This is a genomic window from Mycobacterium sp. (assembly GCF_040509115.1).
In the GTDB taxonomy this organism is placed as follows: domain Bacteria; phylum Actinomycetota; class Actinomycetes; order Mycobacteriales; family Mycobacteriaceae; genus Mycobacterium.
The window spans coordinates 1-21,167 of sequence record NZ_JBEVLO010000084.1; the positions used below are offsets into that span (position 1 = coordinate 1).

General features: G+C 70.1%; 10 protein-coding genes and 1 pseudogene. 4 read left to right on the forward strand and 7 right to left on the reverse strand.

The annotated features are described in order from the left end of the window. Together ABW137_RS06995 and ABW137_RS07000 are read right to left on the reverse strand one after the other, a co-directional pair. A pseudogene (locus ABW137_RS06995) lies at positions 1-739 on the reverse strand (sensor histidine kinase); the annotation flags it as partial. 2 nt (positions 740-741) lie between these two features. Then, entirely contained in the window at positions 742-1,383 is a 642-nt protein-coding gene (locus ABW137_RS07000; RefSeq protein ID WP_526398269.1) for a response regulator, read from the reverse strand. 301 nt (positions 1,384-1,684) lie between these two features. Here ABW137_RS07000 and ABW137_RS07005 point away from each other — a divergent pair, with 301 nt between their 5' ends. The 4 genes from ABW137_RS07005 to ABW137_RS07020 are packed head-to-tail and all read left to right on the forward strand — an operon-like array spanning position 1,685 to position 18,884. Further along, the gene (locus tag ABW137_RS07005; RefSeq protein ID WP_526398271.1) at positions 1,685-14,260 is read left to right on the forward strand and encodes a type I polyketide synthase; all 12,576 of its coding nucleotides are present in this window, start codon (positions 1,685-1,687) and stop codon (positions 14,258-14,260) included. Positions 14,261-14,273: 13 nt separating this feature from the next. Then, a complete protein-coding gene (locus tag ABW137_RS07010) occupies positions 14,274-16,781 on the forward strand; it encodes a PEP-utilizing enzyme (protein WP_526398273.1) in 2,508 nt (835 codons plus the stop codon). 34 nt (positions 16,782-16,815) lie between these two features. After that, a complete protein-coding gene (locus ABW137_RS07015; RefSeq protein WP_526398285.1) occupies positions 16,816-18,078 on the forward strand; it encodes an acyl-CoA dehydrogenase family protein in 1,263 nt (420 codons plus the stop codon). Then, a complete protein-coding gene (locus ABW137_RS07020; protein ID WP_526398287.1) occupies positions 18,078-18,884 on the forward strand; it encodes a tyrosine-protein phosphatase in 807 nt (268 codons plus the stop codon). Before ABW137_RS07015 ends, ABW137_RS07020 begins: the two co-directional genes overlap by 1 nt. A gap of 7 nt (positions 18,885-18,891) precedes the next feature. On the opposite strand, the gene ABW137_RS07025 is transcribed toward ABW137_RS07020, so the two are convergent. The 5 genes from ABW137_RS07025 to ABW137_RS07045 form a co-directional block, all read right to left on the reverse strand. Further along, entirely contained in the window at positions 18,892-19,194 is a 303-nt protein-coding gene (locus ABW137_RS07025; protein ID WP_526398275.1) for a DUF503 domain-containing protein, read from the reverse strand. Between the two features lie 7 nt (positions 19,195-19,201). Continuing rightward, complete coding sequence (locus ABW137_RS07030; protein WP_526398277.1) at positions 19,202-19,525, reverse strand: EthD family reductase; 324 nt, start codon at positions 19,523-19,525, stop codon at positions 19,202-19,204. A gap of 75 nt (positions 19,526-19,600) precedes the next feature. Beyond that, positions 19,601-20,083, reverse strand: coding sequence for a DUF456 family protein (locus ABW137_RS07035; RefSeq protein ID WP_526398279.1), 483 nt, complete (start codon positions 20,081-20,083; stop codon positions 19,601-19,603). After that, on the reverse strand, positions 20,080-20,787 hold the full coding sequence (locus ABW137_RS07040; protein WP_526398281.1) for a haloacid dehalogenase type II: 708 nt from the start codon (positions 20,785-20,787) through the stop codon (positions 20,080-20,082). The genes ABW137_RS07035 and ABW137_RS07040 overlap by 4 nt, the downstream gene beginning before the upstream one ends. Then, the coding region (locus tag ABW137_RS07045) for a zinc-binding dehydrogenase (RefSeq protein WP_526398283.1) at positions 20,784-21,167 on the reverse strand (384 nt) is incomplete at its 5' end. The genes ABW137_RS07045 and ABW137_RS07040, both read right to left, overlap by 4 nt.

Here is a 21,167-nt window from a genome sequence, read left to right on the forward strand (position 1 = left end):
CGGGGTCGGGGATGCGCTCGCGCACCTCGTCGAGTTCCATCCGCGCGGCAAGCAGCGTCTGCAGCGGACCGTCGTGCAGGTGTTCGGCGAGCTCGCGATTGGTGCGTTCGTCGGCCTGCATCGACTCGGCGACCAGCCGCCTGCGCACGTCCAGCAGCGCCGCGACGCGGGCCGCGCGACGGGTGAGCACCACGCACAGCGCCGTGGTGGCTGCCGCCAACCACAGCAGGAAGCCGAACTGCAGGTACACCACGTCGGGCAGGCCGACGTGGTCGTCGCGCTTGGAGTAGACGATCCACGCCCCGAGATAGCAGGCCGCCGTACTCACCCCAAGAACACCGGTCAGGACCGGGCGGTCACCGAACGCCACCGACAGGGGCACCAGGAAGAACACCGGCAGCAGCGCCGCGGTCGCTCCGCCGGACACGACGCACAGTGACACCACGGCCAGCACGTCGACGCCCGTGGACACCCAGCCGCCCCAGGACGGCACCGGCCCACGGAACACCACGACCGCCCACAGCACGGCCACGACGGCGTACGCCCCGAGGATCGTCGCGTAGACCCCTGGCAACCAGCTGTCGACCTCCCAGAGCCAGACCAGGAAGCCCATCAAGGCGATGAGCGGCAGGCGCAGCAGCGCCGAGACGCGGACGGGCTCCGCGGAGAAGTAGTCGACGATCCGCCGGGGCAGCCGGGGCCCCTGGGGCGGGAGCGCAGCGACTTGGGGACGGGGCACCGCTATTCCAGCAGCCCTCGGCGCATCGCCTCGGCGACGGCCGCACCGCGATCCCCGACGCCGAGCTTCTCGTAGAGCCGCTGCACGTGCGTCTTCACCGTGGACGGCGCCAGGAACATCTGCTTGGCCATCGCCGGGATGGTCTTGCCGCCTGCGATCATGCCGAGCACCTCGCGCTCCCTGGCGCTCAGGGTGGGGGTGTCGGAGTCGCTGCGGCGCTGAATCTCGCCGACCAGTCCGGCCGCCAGGATCGGTGCGACGACGTCGCGGCCCTTCGCACAGGTCAGCACCGCGTCGACGAGCTCGGCGCGGCTGGACTCCTTGGGGATGAACCCAGCGGCACCCTCCTGCAGCGCGCTGTAGACGATCGCCGACTCGTCGTGTGCCGAGATCAGCAGGACCCGGGTCGGCAGTTCGTCGCGGCGGACGGCGGCGGCGACCTGGGCACCGTCGAGGCCCGGCATGCGGTAGTCGAGGAGGGCTACCTGCGGCAGATGCTCGCGGATCAGGGCCAGCGCCGAGACGCCGTCGTCCGCCTCGGCGACGACGTCCACCGAGCCGCTCGAATTCAGGGCGCGGACCACTCCGTCACGGAAGAGCGGATGGTCGTCACCCACCACGACGCGAACCTTCTCACCGGTCACGCGGTCAGCTTCGCACACGGATCGGGCTCGTTCCCGGCATTGCGTGGGCGACGACGAGGGATCCTCGACGAATTCTTCTGCCTCGCCGCATTGCCAACCTCGTGGCGTTCTCGCAGCTAGGCGCAGATTCTGGCAAATTCGTGGCGGGCGGCTGACGGCTTCCGGCGGCGGGAGAACACAATGAGCGGGCGCCGTTTCGTGGAGACTCTCCACAGCTCCTAGGCTCATCCAACAGGCGCGTTCTACCGAATACTCGTGGGTTGCTGCGTTTGCAGTGGTCCAGACAGGGGTTTCACACCGTATGGCCAGTCAACTCGAGTCCGCCACCGAGGCGCTCCGCAAGGCGCTCGTCCAGATCGATCGGCTGAAGAATCAGAACCGGTCGCTGTTGGAGCGCTCGGGCGAACCGATCGCCGTCGTGGGCATGGCGTGCCGCTTCCCCGGTGGGATCGACTCGCCGGAGGGCCTGTGGAACATGGTGGCCGACGGCCGCGACGTCGTGACGGAGCTTCCCGCCGACCGCGGCTGGGACGTCGACTCGCTGTACGACCCCGACCCGGATGCGCCGGGCAAGTCCTATGCCAGGTCGGGCGGCTTCGTCGAGGACGTCGCCGACTTCGACGCAGGGTTCTTCGGCATCGCCCCGAGCGAGGCCCTCGCGATGGATCCGCAGCAGCGCATGCTGCTGGAGCTGTCGTGGGAGGCGTTGGAGCGCGCCGGGGTGGACCCGACGTCGCTGCGTGGCAGCGCGACGGGGGTGTTCGCGGGCGTCATCGCGGGCGGGTACGGCATGGCCGCCGACAGCATCGAGGGCTACCGGCTGACCGGCATGACCTCCAGCGTCACGTCGGGCCGGGTGGCCTACGTGCTGGGCCTCGAGGGCCCCGCGGTGTCGATCGACACGGCGTGCTCGTCATCGTTGGTGGCGCTACACATGGCGGTGCAGGCACTGCGCCTCGGCGAATGCGACCTGGCGTTGGCGGGCGGCGTCACGGTCAACGCCACGCCCACCATCTTCGTGGAGTTCAGCAGGCACCGCGGGTTGGCGCCCGACGGACGGTGCAAGCCGTATGCGGGCGCTGCCGACGGGGTCGGCTGGGCCGAGGGCGGTGGCGTGCTGGCCGTCGAGCGGCTGTCGGACGCGCAGCGGCTCGGTCACCCGGTCCTCGCGGTGGTGCGCGGATCGGCGGTCAACCAGGACGGCGCGTCCAACGGGCTGACCGCTCCGAACGGGCCTTCCCAGCAGCGCGTCGTCCGGGCGGCGCTGGCCAACGCCGGCCTGACGACGGCGCAGGTCGACGTCGTCGAGGGCCACGGCACCGGCACGCCCCTCGGGGATCCGATCGAGGCCCAGGCCCTGCTCGGCACGTACGGGCAGGACCGGACCCGACCGCTGTGGCTGGGCTCGATCAAGTCCAACATGGGCCACACCCAGGCCGCGGCTGGCGTCGCGGGAGTCATCAAGATGATCGAGTCGATGCGTCACGAGCAGCTGCCTGCGACGCTGCACGTCGACGCCCCAAGCCCGCACGTCGACTGGACGACGGGTGCGGTGTCGCTGCTGACCGAGCCCCAGCCGTGGCCTGCCGAGGACACGCCACGACGGGCAGGCATCTCGTCGTTCGGCATCAGCGGCACCAATGCGCACGTGATCGTCGAGTCGGCGCCACCGGTCGGGTCCGAGACGACCGAGCCGACGAAGGTCCCAACCAAGGCCCCGACCAAGGCCCCGACCCTGCTGCCGTGGGTGCTCTCGGCGAAGTCGGCGGCGGCATTGCAGGCGCAGGCCGCCAGGGTGGCAAAGCACGTCGGCACGCATCCGGATCTGACCAGCCGCGACATTGCGTGGACGTTGGCGGGTCGCTCGGTGTTCGAGCACCGCGCCGTGGTCCTGGGCGCCGACCGCGACGAGCTCATCGCCGGGCTCGCCGAGCTGACGAGCGACGCCCCCGGCCCACGCGTCGTCAGCGGAGCCGCCGCCCCCGCGGGCAAGGTCGCGTTCGTCTTCCCAGGCCAGGGCAGTCAGTGGCTGGGCATGGGTATCGAATTGATGTCCGCCTCAAAGGTTTTCGCCGATCAGATGACGGCATGCGCCGAGGCGCTCGCCGAGTTCGTGGACTGGTCGTTGATCGACGTCCTCAACGGCGCGCCAGGCGCTCCCGGCTTGGACCGGGTCGACGTCGTTCAGCCCGCGCTGTTCGCGGTGATGGTGTCGCTGGCGGAGCTGTGGCGTTCGGTGGGCGTTGCGCCGGATGCCGTCATCGGCCACTCGCAGGGTGAGATCGCCGCCGCCTACGTGGCTGGGGCGCTGACGCTGCGCGATGCCGCGTGCGTCGTCGCGTTGCGCAGCAAGCTGCTCGTCGAGCTGTCCGGCTCGGCGGGCATGGTCTCGTTGGCGTGCAGCGTCGACCGCGCCCGAGAACTGTTGGCGGGTTTGGACATCACGCCCGATGCCGGGGCGAGCGGAGTGACGGGGATCGGTCTCGACATCGCCGTGGTCAACGGCCGCTCGGCGGTCGTCGTGTCCGGCGGGTCGGCGGCGCTCGACGCCCTGGTTCGGCAGTGCGAGGCGCTGGAGATCAGGGCCCGTCGCATCGAGGTCGATTACGCCTCGCACTCGGCTCAGGTCGAGGCGATCGACGGCAAGCTGCAGGACGCCATCGCGGGCATCGCACCGCGCTCCACGCGGACCGCGTTCTTCTCCACCGTCACAGGCGATCTCGTCGACACCGCCACACTCGACGCCGACTACTGGTACCGCAACATCCGGCAGACGGTCCAGTTCGACCTCGCCGTCCGGGCCGCGTGCCGCCACGGTTTCCGGGCCTTCGTCGAGGCCAGCCCGCACCCGGCGCTCATCGCCGGAATCGAGGACACCGTTCGCGATGCGACGGCAACGGAGCCCGTCGTCGTGCCCACCCTGGGCCGCGACGAGGGCGGACTGCCGCGGTTCCTGACGTCGGCAGCACAGGCGTTCACGGCAGGCATCGCGGTGCACTGGCGCAACGTGTGCGGTACCGGCGAGCTGGTCGACCTGCCGACGTATGCCTTTGAGCGACGGCGCTTCTGGCTGTCCGGCGGCGGTACGGGTAGCTCGGATGCGACGGGGCTTGGGCTCGCGGGAGCCGCGCACGCCCTGCTCGGCGCGGTCATCGAGGTGCCGGAGTCGGGCCAGGTGGTCCTGTCCGGCCGGCTGTCCGCCTCGGCGCAGCCGTGGTTGTCCGACCACGCGGTCGCGGGCACGGTGCTGTTCCCCGGCGCAGGATTCGTCGAGTTGGTCATCCGTGCGGGCGACGAGGTCGGCTGCCCGGTGGTCGAGGAGTTGACGCTGCAGGCGCCGCTGATCGTCGCCCCGTCGGGCGTTCCGATCCGGGTGCTCGTCGGGGCGAGCGAAGCGACCGAAGACGGACGGGCCTCGGGTTCGCGTTCGGTGTCGGTGTTCTCGCGGCCCGGTGACGAGGAGTCGGCCTGGGTGCTGCACGCCGAGGCCGTCGTGGGGACCGAGGCCGCCGCGCCCGGCGCGGATCTCTCGGCGTGGCCGCCAGCGGGCGCGGTGGCGGTCGACGTGACCGATGCCTACGACCAGCTGACGGCCCGCGGATACGAGTACGGCCCCGCGTTCCGCGGCCTGACCGCCATGTGGCGACGTGGCGACGAGGTGTTCGCCGAAGTCACCGTCCCTCAGGGCGTCAGCACGGATGAATTCGGCGTCCACCCCGTGCTCCTGGACGCCTCCATGCACGCCATCGCCGTGGCCGCAGGCGATCACGACCTGGCGCTGCCCTTCTCCTGGCAGGGGGTCTCGCTGCACGCGGCAGGCGCGTCGTCGGTGCGCGCCAGGATCGCGCCGACGGGACCGCACTCCGTCTCGATCGACCTGGCCGACGGCCTCGGCCTTCCGGTGCTCACGGTGGGCTCGATGTCGACGCGCCCGATCTCCGCCGAGCAGCTCAGCCTGGCGGGTCAGACCGGCGCCGATGGCGAGCTCCTGGAGGTCGAGTGGTCACCGCTTGCCGCCCCGCAGACCGGCGCGGCACCGTCCGACGGTGTCACCGTCTTCGAATCCGAGCCCGTACCAAGCGATTCCGCGGATCTGGTGGCGCGTGTGCACACCGCCACCCATCGGGCGCTTGACACCGTCCAGTCGTGGCTGGCCGAACCGTCGGGGCCGACGCTGGTGGTCGTCACCCGGGGCGCCATGGCGCTGCCCGGCGAGGACGTCACCGACCTGGCAGGCTCCGCGGTCTGGGGTCTGGTCCGGGCGGCTCAGAACGAACAGCCGGGACGAATCGTCCTGATCGACTCCGATACCCCCGTCACCGACGTCGACGCCGCCACCCTCACCGCCTTCGGTGAGCCACAGCTGGTCCTGCGCAACGCCGTCCACCACGCCGCCCGCGTGGTGCGCAGCCGCGGCACCGACTCGGTGCTGAAACCGCCCGCCTCCGGCAAGCCGTGGCGGCTTGGCATCACCGAGTCCGGAACGTTCGACAACCTTGCCCTGCAAGAGGTCCCGAACTCCGACCAGCCACTGCGGCCCGGCCACATCCGCGTCGAGATGCGGGCGGTAGCAGCCAACTTCCGCGACGTGATGATCACGCTTGGCATGTTCACCCACGATGCGCTGCTCGGTAGCGAGGGCGCAGGCGTGGTGACCGAGATCGGCCCCGACGTGACCGGCTTCACCGTCGGTCAGCGCGTGATGGGGTTGTTCCCGGAGGGCACCGGCACCAGGGTCGAGGCCGACGCCAGGCTCATCGCCCCGATCCCCACCGGCTGGACCGACGCCGAGGCGGCCGCGACGCTGGTGGTGTTCACCACCGCGTTCTACGGCCTTCGCGAGCTGGCCAAGGTGCAACCGGGTCAGTCCATCCTGATCCACGCGGCGACCGGTGGCGTCGGCTTGGCCGCGATCCAGTTGGCCAGGCACTGGGGCATGGAGGTCTTCACCACCGCCAGCAGGCCCAAGTGGAACACGTTGCGGGCATTGGGATTCGACGACGACCACATCGGCGACTCACGAACCCTTGACTTCGAGCAGAAGTTCATGGCGGTGACGGGCGGCCGCGGCTTCGACGTCGTGCTCGACTCGCTGGCGGGCGAGTTCGTCGACGCGTCCCTGCGACTGTTGCCCCGCGGCGGCGTCTTCTTGGAGATGGGCAAGACCGACATTCGCGACGCCGACACCGTGGCCGCCGCGCACCCCGGCGTGTACTACCGGGCCTTCGACCTGTTCGAGCCCGGCCGCCCACGGATGAGCGAGTACATCGTCGAGCTGTCGGGCATGTTCGAGTCGGGCGCGCTGACCCCGCTGCCGGTCACGACGTGGGACATCAGGCGAGCACCCGCCGCGCTGCGGCATCTGAGCCAAGCCCGCCACATCGGCAAGGTCGTCATGACGATGCCCGACGCCTGGGCCAAGGGCACCGTCCTGCTCGCCGGTGGCACCGGAATGGCCGGCTCCGCGGTCGCCCGTCACATCGTGGCGAATCACGGAGTGCAGCACCTGCTTCTACTGTCCCGTCGCGGTGCGGACGCGCCCGGCGCCGCGGACCTCGTTGCCGAGTTGACCGCGGCAGGCGCCCACGTCGACGTGGTGACCGCCGACGCCGCCGACCGACCCGCCCTGCAGGCCGCCTTGGCTGGCATCGACCCTGCGCACCCGCTGTCCGCGGTGATCCACGCGACGGGCGTGCTCGACGACGCCGTCATCGGATCGCTGACCCCCGACCGCGTCGACACCGTCCTGCGCGCCAAGGTCGACGCGGCGTGGAACTTGCACCAGCTCACCCGCGACGCGAACGTCGCTGCGTTCGTGATGTTCTCGTCGATGGCAGGTGTCGTCGGTTCGGCGGGTCAGGCCAACTACGGTGCGGCCAACACGTTCCTCGACGGGCTGGCCGCCCACCGGCGCGCCAACGGGCTGCCTGGCACCTCGCTGGCATGGGGGCTGTGGGAGCAGGCCAGCGACATGACCGGGCATCTCGGTCAGTCCGATCTCACCAGGTTGAGTCGCGACGGCATCCTCGCGTTGTCCAACGACGACGCGATGGCGTTGTTCGACTCGGCACTCGTCGTGGGCGAACCGCTGTTGGCTCCCGTCCGCATCGACCGCGGTGCGCTGCGGACTCGCTCGGCCGCGGGCCTCCTGCCGCCGATGTTCGCTCAGTTGGCCAGCGCTTCCACGCGGCGCCGGGTCGACGACTCGTTGGTCGCGGCGAAGTCGAAGTCGGCTCTGGCGCAGCGCCTGCACGGGCTTTCCGAAGAGGCGCAGCAGGCACTGATTCTCGACCTGCTCCGCTCGCACATGTCGACCGTCCTCGGCACCGTCGAACCCGAGGCCATCACGGCCGAGCTGGCGTTCTCCGACCACGGGTTCGACTCACTGACCGCAGTCGAGCTGCGCAACCGGCTCAAAACTGCGACCGGCCTTTCGCTTTCACCGACGCTGATCTTCGACTACCCGACTCCCGCCGCACTAGCTGGCTACATCCGCCAGGAACTCGCGGGCGCGCCGCAGGTGATCGATCACGTCGCAGGCACGGTGTCGGAGATCGACGAACCGATCGCGATCGTCGGCATGTCATGCCGGTACCCCGGCGGCGTGGACTCACCGGAGTCCCTGTGGGACATGGTGGCTGACGGCCGCGACGTCCTCACCGACTTCCCGACCGACCGCGGCTGGGATCTGGCAGGCCTGTTCAGCGACGACGCCGACGCCCCCGGCACGTCCTACGCCAAGACCGGCGGATTCCTCTACGACGCGGCCGACTTCGATCCGGCCTTCTTCAGCGTATCCCCCACCGAAGCGCTGGCCATGGATCCGCAGCAGCGACTGTTCCTCGAGCTGGCGTGGGAAGCGTTGGAGCGGGGCGGTTTCGACCCCGCCAAGCTCCGTGGCAGCGCGACCGGCGTGTACGCGGGCATCTACGCCCAGGGTTACGGCGTCGACGCCGAGGGTGCCGAGGGCTTCCGTCTGACGGGTCAGGCTTCGAGCGTGGCGTCGGGCCGGGTGTCCTATGTGCTTGGGCTCGAAGGCCCCGCCGTGTCGATCGACACGGCCTGCTCGTCGTCACTGGTGGCCCTGCACATGGCGGTGCAGGCGCTGCGCCTCGGTGAGTGCGACCTCGCGCTGGCCGGTGGCGTCACGATCAACGCGACTCCGGACATCTTCGTGGAGTTCAGCAGGCAGCGTGGACTGTCGTCGGACGGTCGGTGCAAGTCGTTCGCCGGGGCCGCCGACGGCACCGGATTCGCCGACGGCGGCGGCATTCTCGTCGTCGAGCGGCTCTCCGACGCCAAACGGCTTGGCCATCCCGTGCTGGCCGTGGTCAGAGGGTCGGCCATCAACCAGGACGGTGCGTCCAACGGCCTGACCGCCCCGAACGGCCCTTCACAGCAGCGGGTGGTGCGTGCGGCACTTTCCAACGCAGGCCTGCGCCCGTCGGAGGTCGACGTCGTGGAGGCACACGGCACCGGCACCACCCTTGGCGATCCCATCGAGGCCCAGGCCCTGCTGGCGACCTACGGGCAGGACCGGCAGCATCCTCTGTGGCTCGGCTCCATCAAGTCCAACATGGGCCACAGCCAGGCCGCGGCAGGTGTCGCGGGCATCATCAAGATGATCCAGTCGATCCGACACGAGAAGCTGCCCGCGACGCTGCACGTCGACGAGCCCACCCCGCACGTCGACTGGTCGATGGGCTCCATCGCGCTGCTCACCGAGGCTCAGCCGTGGCCCGCGAACGGCACGCCCCGCCGGGCGGGCATCTCGTCGTTCGGCATCAGCGGCACCAACGCCCACGTCATCATCGAGCAAGCGCCCGCAGCGGTCGAGACCATCGACGTGGCGCCGACACCCGCGGTCGTGCCGTGGGCGCTGTCCGCGAAATCGCCCGAGGCCCTTCGCGATCAGGCGCGCCGGATCGCCGAGCACGTCGGCGCCCACCCCGAGCTGAACGTCGTCGACGTCGGCTGGACCCTGGGTGGCCGGTCGACGTTCGGTCACCGCGCCGTGCTGCTCGGCGGCGACCGCGACGCCCTGCTGACCGAACTGAGGGGCCTGGCCGACGAGCTGCCTGGCCAGAACACCATCACCGGGCGGGCCACCGGATCGGGCAAGGCGGCCTTCGTCTTCCCCGGCCAAGGCGCGCAGACGCTCGGGATGGGCCGTGAACTGCACGCCGAGTACCCGGCGTTCGCGGCGGCGTTCGACGCCGTCACCACCGAGTTGGACCGCCACCTGTTGCGTCCGATCCGCGACGTCATGTGGGGCAGCAACGCCGCAGTGCTGGACTCCACGGAGTACGCACAGCCCGCGCTGTTCACCGTCGAGGTCGCACTGTTTCGGTTGCTCGAATCATGGGGTATGCGACCGGACTTCGTCCTTGGACACTCCATCGGCGAGCTCACCGCGGCGCATGTCGCAGGCGTGCTGTCCCTGGAGAACGCCGCGGCGCTCGTCGCTGCCAGGGGCAGGCTCATGCAGCGCCAACCCGAGGGCGGCGCGATGGTCGCCGTCAACGCGAGCGAGGACGACATTCGGGCGCTATTGAGCTCCGACGTGGGCAGCCACGTCGATCTGGCCGCCGTCAACGGGCCAGAGTCCGTCGTGATCTCCGGGCCCGAGGATGCCGTGCTCGCGATCGCCGAGGACGCCCGCGCCCAGGGCCGCCGGGTGCACCAACTCGCGGTGTCGCACGCGTTCCACTCGTCGCTCATGGAACCGATGCTCAACGAGTTCAACACCGTGGCCAGCGGCATGTCGTTGGGTGAGCCGACGATTCCGGTGATCTCCAACGTCACCGGCGAACTGGCCGGCGCCGACTTCGGGTCCGCGCCGTACTGGGGTCGTCACGTCCGTGAGGCAGTGCGGTTCGCCGACAGCGTGCGCTACCTCGAGTCCGTCGGCGTGACCCGCTTCCTCGAGCTGGGGCCCGCGAGCGGGTTGACGGCCTCGATCGAACAGTCCATCGCGCAGTCCGAGCCGGTCACGGCGTCGACGATCCGCAAGGACCGCTTCGAGCCCGCGACACTGCTGACCGCCCTCGCGGAACTCAACGTGGCTGGCGTCGAGGTGGATTGGCGTCAAACCTGCCAGGGGGGAACGCTTCTCGACCTTCCGACCTACGCCTTTCAGAGACGACGCTTCTGGCTGTCGGGCCGTCGCTCGGCGGCCACCAACGCCGTTGGGCTCGGCCTCGGCGGCACGGATCACGCCCTGCTAGGCGCCGTCGTCGAGTCACCCGAGACCGGAGGCGTGGTGCTGACGGGACGGTTGGCGGTCGCGACGCAACCATGGCTGGCCGATCACGCGGTCGGCGGCGTCGTCCTGTTCCCCGGCGCTGGTTTCGTGGAGCTGGCGATCCGGGCCGGCGACGAGGTGGGTTGCGCGACGGTCGACGAGTTGATGCTGCACGCCCCGATGGTGCTTCCCCCCGAGGGAGTTTCGGTCCAGGTGGTGGTGAGCGCCGCCGACGACGCGGGTTCCCGGGTGGTGTCGATCTTCTCGAAGGCCGCCACGGATTCGGCGCCCTGGATCCTGCACGCCGAGGGCGAACTCGGCGTCGCCTCGTCGGCAGCGGGGGCGAACCTGTCGGTGTGGCCGCCGGTCGGGGCTGTGCCCGTCGACATCGAGGGACCGGTCGGCGCCTACGCCCAGTTGTCCGCGCGCGGCTACCAGTACGGACCCGCGTTCCAGGGGCTGACCAAGGTGTGGCAGCGCGGTGACGAGGTGTTCGCCGAGGTCGCAATGGCACAGGGCCTGCAGGCCAACGGTTTCGGAGTCCATCCCGCGCTGCTCGACGGTGCCCTGCACGCCGTGGTGCTCAGCAGGGACGACGCCGACGGCGAGATGGCGCTGCCGTTCTCTTGGCAGAAGGTGTCGCTGCATGCGTCGGGGGCCTCGGCCGTGCGGGCGCGAATCGCCCCGAACGGTCCGAGCTCGATGTCGATCGACCTGGCCGATGGGCTCGGCCTGCCGGTGTTGTCGGTCGAGGCGATGGTGGCCCGCCCGGTGACCGCCCAGCAGTTGGCCGCCGCGGTCGGCAGTTCCGGCGGTGGCGAGCTGTTCGAGGTGGTGTGGTCAGCGGCCCCTGCCGCCGAACCAGCGATCGAGCCCGTTGAGTTCGAGATCTTCGAATCAGCCCCGGTCGCAGGCGAATCCGAGGACGTCTCGGGAGTGTATGGCGCCACCCACGTCGCGCTGGCCCGCTTGCAGTCATGGCTGACGACGCCGTCGGATGCGACCAGGCCACCGACCTTGGTGGTGACCACCCGCGGAGCGGTGGCACTGCCGGGTGAGGACGTCACCGATCTGGCTGGTGCGGCGGTGTGGGGGCTGGTGCGTGCCGCCCAGACCGAACACCCCGGCCGGGTCGTGTTGGTCGACCTCGGCCCGGACGCTTCGGTCGCCGACCTGGATCCCACCGCGCTGATCGCGCTCGGGGAGCCGCAGTTGGTGATCAGGGACGGTGTCACGCAGATGGCGCGCGTGGTGCCCAGCCGCGCCGCGGAGTCGGTGCTGACCCCGCCGCCCGGTGACGCAGAGTGGCGCCTCACGGCGCCGTCGGAATCGTCGGCGGGCACGTTCGACGACCTGAGTCTGCAGGAGATCCCCGACGTCCACGAGCCACTGGCGGCGGGGCGAATCCGGGTGTCGGTGCGGGCGATCGGCGCGAACTTCCGCGACGTCATGATCGCACTGGGACTGTATCCCGGCGGCGGCGTGATGGGCATCGAGGCCGCGGGCGTCGTCGCCGACGTCGGACCCGGCGTGACGGCCGTTTCCGTCGGCGACCGGGTGATGGGTCTGTTCCCCGAGGGCACCGGCACGTCGGCGACCACCGACGCGAGGGTGGTGCTTCCCATCCCCGCGGACTGGGGTTACGCCCAGGGCGCCGGCTTCACGGTCGGGTTTGCGACGGCGTACTTCGCGCTGCGGGAGCTGGCCGACGTCCAGCCCGGCCAGTCGGTGCTGATCCATGCGGGCACCGGCGGCGTCGGCATGGCGGCAGTGCAGCTGGCCAGGCACTGGGGTCTTGAGGTGTTCGCCACCGCAAGCCGCCCCAAGTGGGACACGTTGCGGGCCATGGGCTTCGACGATGATCACATCGGCGATTCCCGCACCACCGAGTTCGAGCGGAAGTTCCTCGCGGCGACGGGTGGCCGCGGCGTCGACGTCGTGCTGGATTCGTTGGCTGGCGAGTTCGTCGACGCGTCGCTGCGCCTGCTCCCCCGCGGTGGGGCGTTCCTCGAGATGGGCAAGACCGACATCCGCGACGCCGCCACCGTGGCCGCCGACCATCCGGGTGTGCGGTACCGCGCCTTCGACCTCTTCGAGGCCGGAGCCGACGGCGTCGCGCACCTGCTGGCGGGCGTCTCGGCGCTGAGCAACGCCGGAGTTCTACGGCCACTTCCGGTTTCGACGTGGGACGTGCGGCGGGCGCCGGCGGCGCTGCGGCACCTGAGCCAGGCCAGGCACATCGGCAAGGTCGTGCTGACCATGCCGGACGCATGGGCCAGCGGCACGGTGCTGATCACCGGCGGCACCGGCATGGCGGGTGCCTCGGTGGCCCGTCACATCGTGAAGAACCACGACGTACGGCATCTGGTGCTGATGTCCCGTCGCGGACCCGACGCCCCCGGCGCCGCAGAGTTGGTCGCCGAGTTGACCGATGCGGGCGCCCACGTTCAGGTGGTCGCCGCCGACGCCGCAGACCGTGACGCCCTTGGCAAGGGTCTCGCCGGAATCGAGCACCAGCACGCCCTTTCGGCGGTCATCCACACCGCAGGCGTCATCGACGACGCGGTGCTCACGTCGCTGACCCCGGATCGGGTCGACTCGGTGCTGCGGGCCAAGGTCGACGCCGCGTGGAACCTACACGAATTGACCAGGGACCTCGATCTTTCGGCGTTCGTGATGTTCTCCTCGATGGCGGGCCTGGTCGGAGCATCGGGACAGGCGAACTACTCCGCGGCCAACGCCTACCTCGACGCCTTGGCCGCACATCGGCGCGCGCACGGCCTGCCCGCGATGTCGCTGGGTTGGGGGTTGTGGGAGCAGGCCAGCGGAATGACGGGACACCTGCAGAACGTCGACATCGCCCGGCTCAACCGCGACGGCATCCTGGCGTTGTCGGTCGACGACGCGTTGGCGTTGTTCGACGCGGCGCTCACCGTCGACGAGGCGTTCCTGGTGCCGGCGCGCATCGACCGCGCCGCGCTGCGGACGAAGTCGACGGCGGGCACGCTGCCGCCGATGTTCGTCGAGCTGATCTCGGGGCCCGCTCGCCGTCAGGTCGGCGATTCACTGGCAGCGGCCCAATCGCGGTCCGCCCTCGCGCAACGCCTTTCGGGCCTGCCGACCGACGAGCAGCACGACCTCTTGCTCGATCTGGTGCGCTCGCACATGGCCACCGTGCTTGGGCTGCCCAACCCGCAGTCGATCGCGCCGGACCTGGCGTTCCAGGATCACGGCTTCGACTCGCTGACGGCAGTCGAGCTGCGCAACCGGCTGAAGGCCGCGACCGGGCTGACCCTTTCGCCGACGCTGATCTTCGACTATCCGAACCCATCGGCCATCGCCGAGTACTTCCGCACTCAGCTCGGCGGGGAGGCCGAAACGGCGCAGGAGACCAGCCCGGTGGACGACGAATTGCAGCGGGTGGTGGCGTCCATCCCCGTCAAGCGGCTTCGGCAGGCGGGGGTGCTCGACATGCTGCTCAACCTGGCCGCTGGTGGCGGGGCGGACGGTTCGGATGCGTCGGCCGAACCCGCACGCACGCAGGACATCGCCGACATGGACCTGCAGGATCTGTTGGCGGCGTTCGGCGATGGCCTGGACGACGGCGAGGACGATGGTGACACGGTCCGATGACGGATAGGCGTCGATGAGGATCGTCGTCGCGGGGGCCGACTGCGCCATCGGGCGCGCAGTGGCCGGGCGTCTCGTCGGCCTCACTCATCACGTGGTCGGCGTCGGTGCCGCACGCCCCGACAGTTGGCCGGGCGCGGTCGAATTCGTCATATCCGACTTGTCCGACACCGCCGCGGCGTCCAATGAGATGGCGTTCACGATGGCAGGGGCCGACGCTGTCGTGCACTGCGCGGGCGACGTCGGCGCGCTCGCTGCGGTGGTGAACGCGGCGACCAGCGCGGGAGTGGGCCGCCTGGTGTTGGTCTCGCCGCTGGGCTCCGATCCGGACATCGCGCGAAACCTGCTCGCCGAGTCGAAGATCCGCGTGATTCAGGTCAGGACTGCCCTCGTCCTTGGCCGCGACGTCGACGGCCCGATGCTGCTCCTTGGGACGGGTCCGGTAGCACTCGACGTCGACGGGTCCGCCGATCGTCACCTGCAGGTGGTACACCCGCACGACGTCGAGCGCGTCGTCGTGCGAGCCGTGCTCGAGCCGGACGTGCCGGAAGGCCGGGTCGACGTCGTCGCCGGCGGTCACACCACCGTCCGGGCCATTGCGGCCGCGGTCGGTAGGCCCGTCGTCGCCGTCCCGAAACTCGTGGCGCGGTTCGTACCCCACGCGGCTCTCCAAACAGCAAGGGCGCTTGGCGAATTCCCGGCGCTCGATGGCTCGCGGCTCCGCGACGAATGGGGTTTCGCGCTGGCCTACGACGCTGCGCAGAGCGTGCAGGACTTCGCGCTGGCCTGCCGGGGTCGCGTCGCGATCGGCGGCGTCGTGCACCCCATTCCGTGGCGGCTTCCGCGGGTCTTGGAGATCCCCGCCGTCGACGCTCCCACCGTCGATGGCGTCGTGCCGGAGTCCGCCGGGATCGGCGATGCCAACGGCGAGTTCGACACCCCGATCGATCCACGGTTTCCCGCCTTCGTGGCCACCAACCTGTCCGAGGCGCTGCCAGGTCCGTTCTCGCCGTCGTCGGCGTCGGTCACGGTGCTGGGCACGCGGGCCGCAGCCCTGGTGATCGCGCGGCGGCTGCGGCCCGGCGGCGCGGTCCAGCGCGAGATGTCGGTCCGCACGACGGGGGTGTTCGGGCATCGCCTGTACGCGGGCATCACGTCCGGGCACTTCATGGCGCAGACGGTGCCGCTGATCGATCCGGACATGATCATCTCGGGCTTCTTCGGGCACACCGTCGAGGGGCTACCGCTGTTCGGCGACGAGCTGCCGCCCGTCGAACCACGCAGCATCGGCAAGCAGATCCGCGCGGTCGCGACGTTCGCCAACAACCTTCTCGGTCTTTCGGCGGGTTCCGGAGCGGACACCCGTGACTACGTGCGCGACGTCCAACGTCTCGAGGTCTCGTCGGAGAACCCCGCAACGCTGGACGACCAGCGGCTGCGGGAGCTGATCCTGCTTGGCCGCGATCACGTGGTGCACGGCTGGGTGCTGGCCTCGGCGTCGATTCTGATCCTGACCGCATACGGCGTGATCCTGCGGATCATCTGCGGGAAGTCCGTGCTGCCCGCCGCGGGCGCCGAGTTGGTCAGCGCGCAGTCCCTCGGCGCCGTGCATCGCCTGGCGACCGCCGCGCGACAGGAGCCCGCCGCCGCGAAGCTACTCACCGCCTCCGAGATCGACACCGAGGCACTCGCCGCGGAGGCGCCGCAGTTCATCGAGGCGCTGACGCGAGAGTTGACGTTGATCGGGCATCGTGGGCCCGGCGAGGTCGAGATGCAGTGTCCCACCTACGCCGACGATCCCGACCTGCTGATCCGCATGGTGGCCAAGGCGCTTGCCGCGCCGCCGCGGCCGCTGCCCGCCCCCACCGCGGTGCCGGTGTGGGCGCGCGGGGTGGCCGCCGCGGCGGCAGGGCAGATCCGGGAGCGCGAGATCCGGCGGGACCGCATGGTGCGGGCCATCTTCCTGCTGCGGCGACTGCTGCGTGAGTACGGCCGCCGCATGGTGGCCGCCGGCGAACTCGCCGAACCCGATGACGTGTTCTACCTCCTGGTCGACGAGTTGGACGGGCCACCACCCGACGTCGCGGCCGTGGTCGCGCGCCGCAGGACCGAACAGCGCAAGCTGCGGGACCTGGTGCCGCCGGAGGCGTTCAGCGGTCGCTGGCAACCGGCGGCCGGTCCGACCGAGGCGCTGCGGGGTGGCGAGATGCTGCACGGCATCGGCGTGTCCGGGGGCCGGGCCCGCGGGGTGGTCCGGGTGGTGCGGCCCGAGACGATCGACGACCTGCAGCCCGGCGAGATCCTCGTCGCGAAGGTCACCGACGTCGGCTACACCCCCGCGTTCGCCTACGCCGCCGCCGTCGTGACGGAGCTCGGTGGGCCGACCTCGCATGCGGCGATCGTGGCCCGTGAGTTCGGGGTGCCGTGCGTGGTCAATGCGCGGGGTGCGGCGGCGAGGCTGGCGAACGGGACGTTGATCGAAGTGGACGGGGCGACCGGAGACGTCACGGTCCTCAGTGCCTGACGGGTGTCATATCGTGGCGGTCATGGACTTCGCGATGTCGGCAAAAGGGCAGGACTACCACCAGCGACTCACCGACTTCATGACGGAGTTCGTGTTTCCCGCGGAGGAGTCCTATGAACGCTACCGACGCGAGGCGGGGCCCGATGACCACACCGTGCCCCCGGTGGTCGAGGAGCTGAAGAAACTGGCGCGCGACCGCGAGCTGTGGAACCTCTTCCTGCCGTCGGAGTCGGGGCTGACCAACGTGGAGTACGCGCCGCTGGCCGAGCTGTCCGGGTGGAGCATGGAACTTGCCCCCGAGGCGTTGAACTGCGCAGCCCCCGATACCGGCAACATGGAAACCCTGCACCTGTTCGCCACCCCCGAGCAGAGCAAGCAGTGGCTGGAGCCGTTGTTGAAGGGCGAGATCCGCAGTGCGTTCGCGATGACCGAGCCCGCGGTCGCGTCCAGCGACGCCCGCAACATCGAGACGACGATGCTGCGCGACGGCGGCGACTACGTCATCAACGGTCGCAAGTGGTGGAGCTCGGGCGCCGCCGACCCGCGGTGCAAGCTCCTCATCGTGATGGGCCGCACCAATCCCGACGCGGCGAGCCATCAGCAGCAGTCGATGATCCTGGTGCCGATCGACACCCCGGGGGTGTCGGTGGAGCGGTCGCTGCCGGTGTTCGGGTGGCAGGATCAGCACGGGCACTGCGAGATCACCTTCGACAACGTCCGGGTGCCTGCGTCGAATCTGCTCGACGAGGAGGGCAGCGGATTCGCGATCGCGCAGGCGCGGCTCGGGCCGGGCCGCATTCACCACTGCATGCGCGCGATCGGGGTGGCCGAGCGGGCGTTGGCGTTGATGGTCGACCGGGTGAACTCGCGCATCGCGTTCGGCAAGCCGTTGGCCGCCCAGGGCGTGGTGCAGCAACAGGTCGCCATGTCCCGCAACGAGATCGACCAGGCCCGCCTGCTGTGTCTCAAGGCCGCGTGGGTCATCGACCAGAAGGGCAACAAGGAGGCCCGCAACGAGGTCGCGATGATCAAGGCCGTGGCACCGCAGATGGCGTGCAACGTGATCGACCGCGCCATTCAGGTGCACGGCGCCGCGGGGATCAGCGATGACACGCCGCTGGCGCGGCTGTACGGGTGGCACCGCGCGATGCGGCTGTTCGATGGGCCGGACGAGGTGCACATGCGCAGCATCGCGCGGGCCGAGCTGGGCCGGGAGAAGAGCGCGCTCGCAGCGGCGGCGTGCCGCCCAAGGGACACGGCGGCGTCCCGCCGTTCGGGTACTGCGGTGACCACCTAGTGGTGTCGACGGGCGACGAGCTGTCGGGGGCGTGGAACTTCCGGGATGTCGCGGAGGAGACCGGCATTCGGCCCGGCAGCCTCTTCAGGTCCAGTGAGCTGAGCAAGCTCGACGACGCAGGCCGCGCGGCAATGGCGGGGTTGGGCATCGGCGACGTGGCCGACCTGCGGTCACTGCGGGAGGTCGAGCGGCGCGGGCCGGGACAAGTGCCGGACGGCGTGGCCGTGCATCTGCTGCCGTTCCACGAGCTGGCCGCCGATCAAGCGGACGCCCCGCACGAGAGCGCGTTCGACAAGATGATGATCAGCAAGCCGGACGGCGAGGACACAGCGCTGGCAGCAGCACGCTTCATGACCGAGGAGTACCAGCGCTTCCCGTTGCTTCCTGGCGCGCAAACCGCGGTGCGGCAGGTGGTTTCGCTGTTGGCCGAGGAGCGTTCGGTGATCGCGCATTGCTTCGCCGGCAAGGACCGGACCGGCTTCACCGTCGCGCTGGTGCTCGAGACGGTCGGCGTGGAGCGCGACGCGATCCTCGCCGACTTCCTGCGCAGCAATGCCGCGTCGCCGCACCTTCGGGAACGGATCCTCGAATCGATCCGAAACCGCGCGGAGGAGACGACGACGCCGGAAATCGTCACCTTCGCCGAGGCGCGCCTGACCGACGAGGTACTCGGCGTCCGAGAGGAGTATCTCGACGCCGCTCGCCGCACGATCGACGAGGAGTTCGGCTCGGCCGCGCAGTACCTTGCCGCCCTCGGGGTGACGGATGATCAGGTGACGCGGATGCGCGAGTATCTGCGAACGTAGCGGGCGGTCACTCGTCGTCGCTGTGATGCAGCCGCCGCTTGACCGAGAGCAGCTGAAACTCCGGTCGCGCGGCGACCAACCGCTCAGCCGTGTCGAGTACGTCGACGACGTGCGCCCGGTCGGCCGCGACCACCGCCATCCCGACCCCGGCCCGCCGGTGCAGGTCCAGGGAATCGGTCTCGGCCGCCGAGACCTCGAGCCGACGCCGCAGTTCGGCCACCAGGGGACGCACCACCGAACGCTTCTGCTTCAGCGAATGGACGTCCCCTAGCAGCAGGTCGAATTCGAGCCAGCCGATCCACGTCGACATCGGCGCGTCAGCGCTCCTGCGGCACCTCGACGTCGGAGAACAGGATGCGGACGCCGCCGGTGGCGAGCTGGCCCAACGCCTGGACGAAGGCACCGAACTCCGCCGTGGTGACGGCGGCGCTGGCGGCGTCGTAGTCCGTGAAGTACCAGTCGATCATCCGGTAGGCAGGTGTCGGCGAGCCGTCCTCCTTGGGCCATACCTTTGACGTCTCGAAGCGGATTTGGCCGGGGATCTTGCGGGCGGCTTCGAGTTGCTCGGCCTCGTAGGCCGCCTCGAAGGCGTCGGGGTCGGTGGGGTTGTCGTAGATGACGGTGATCTTGGTTTCGGACACGAGTCGATCATGCACTTCCGTCGCAACTCGCGCACCGCCGGGGCGGCAGCCGTGCCATGTCTCTTGGGGAGACGCTCAGCTCAACAACACTCCGGCGACCCACACCATCGTGGCGAGCAGCGCGCCCACCATCTCGACGCCGACGGACAACGCCACGCCCTTGATCGCATGCACCGTCGAGGCCCAGGCCAGCCGGTTGTTCTTCCGCAGCGCCAGCTCGGCCAGGTAGACACCGAGCACGAACCCGATGACGAGCCCGACGATCGGCACCACGAAGAACCCGACGACGCCGAGCACCCCGCCCGCCAGCAGGCTCCAGGTGCCGACGTCGGCGCTCCGCATCCGCTTCACCGGCCACATGTACTTGACCAGCAAGGTCGCCCCCAGCAGCACGGTGACGACACCCAAGACCACCCACGCCAACGTCGTCCGCTCGACGAACGCCCAGACCGCAATGGCCCCGAGCACGAGGATCGTTCCCGGCAGCAGTGGCACCAAGATGCCGACCAGGCCGACGGCGATCACCACCGCCACCAGCACGGTCTCGACGGTGTTCATGCCCCCAGTCTGACAGCAAGATCACAGAAGTCGTCGGCCACGACGTCGAACTCGCCGTCGGCCACCGTCGGCAGCGCCCGGCCCGGACCGCGTTCCAGCGGCCGCGCGACGTACGCCGTCATCAGCCCCGCCCCACGCGCGGCTCGCAGATCGCTGGGGTGGGCCGCGACCAGCATCAGGTCGGCAGGTGCGACGTCGAGCAGTTCGGCGCAGCCCAGGTACGCCTCGGGGTCGGGCTTGTAGTGGTGGAACAGCTCGGCGGAGATCACGCAGTCCCATGGCAGTCCGGCCCGCTTGGCCATGTTCGTCAGTAGCGACAGGTTCCCGTTCGACAACGTCGTGATGACGAAGTCCCGCTTGAGCCGGGTGAGCCCCTCGACCGTGTCGGGCCACGGGTCCAGGCGATGCCACGCGAGGTTGAGCGCGGTCACGTCGGCGTCGGGCAGGTTTCCGATCCCCGCCTTGTCCAGAAGCTCGTCGAGGATGAGGCGGTGCAGCGCATCGATCTTCAGCCATGGCAGTTCGCCGCGGCGCACCCTGTCCATCGCGGGCGCGTACCCGGCCCGCCAGTCGTCGGCGAACGTCGGCCAATCCTCGGCGACCCCGTGGGTCTCGCCGAACATCTCCAGCTCGCCGATGATGCTGCCGCGCCAGTTGACGACGGTGCCGAACACGTCGAACGCCAACGCCTTCGGCGTCCTCACGGCTCCAACACGACCTTGCCCTTGACGCCGCCACTGGCCAGGCTCTCCAGCGCCGCCCGCCCCTCCGACAGTGGGTAGCGCACGGGTGGCGGTGGCCGCAGCCCCGCCTCGACGAGCTTGCCGAGCCCCTCGCCGATCTCGACCTGCGCGCCTGGCGTGCGATTGATGAACTCGCCCAATCCAACTCCGACGACGCTGACGTTGCGCAACAGCAGCCGGTTCACCTTGACCGACGGGATGCCGCCACCCGACGCGAACCCCAACACCAGCAGCCGCCCCTCGGTCGCGAGCACCCGGATCGCGTCGTCGAACGCCTCGCCGCCGACGGGGTCGACCACCACGTCGACGCCGCGGCCGTCGGTGTGGTCACGGACCTCCTG

What these genes read in the sequence shown, in the direction of transcription:
- ABW137_RS07005 (WP_526398271.1), top strand. Translation starts at nt 1,685, where the DNA reads ATGGCCAGTCAACTCGAGTCCGCCACCGAGGCGCTCCGCAAGGCGCTC.
- ABW137_RS07010 (WP_526398273.1), top strand. Translation starts at nt 14,274, where the DNA reads ATGAGGATCGTCGTCGCGGGGGCCGACTGCGCCATCGGGCGCGCAGTG.
- ABW137_RS07015 (WP_526398285.1), top strand. Translation starts at nt 16,816, where the DNA reads ATGTCGGCAAAAGGGCAGGACTACCACCAGCGACTCACCGACTTCATG.
- ABW137_RS07025 (WP_526398275.1), bottom strand. Translation starts at nt 19,194, where the DNA reads ATGTCGACGTGGATCGGCTGGCTCGAATTCGACCTGCTGCTAGGGGAC.
- ABW137_RS07035 (WP_526398279.1), bottom strand. Translation starts at nt 20,083, where the DNA reads ATGAACACCGTCGAGACCGTGCTGGTGGCGGTGGTGATCGCCGTCGGC.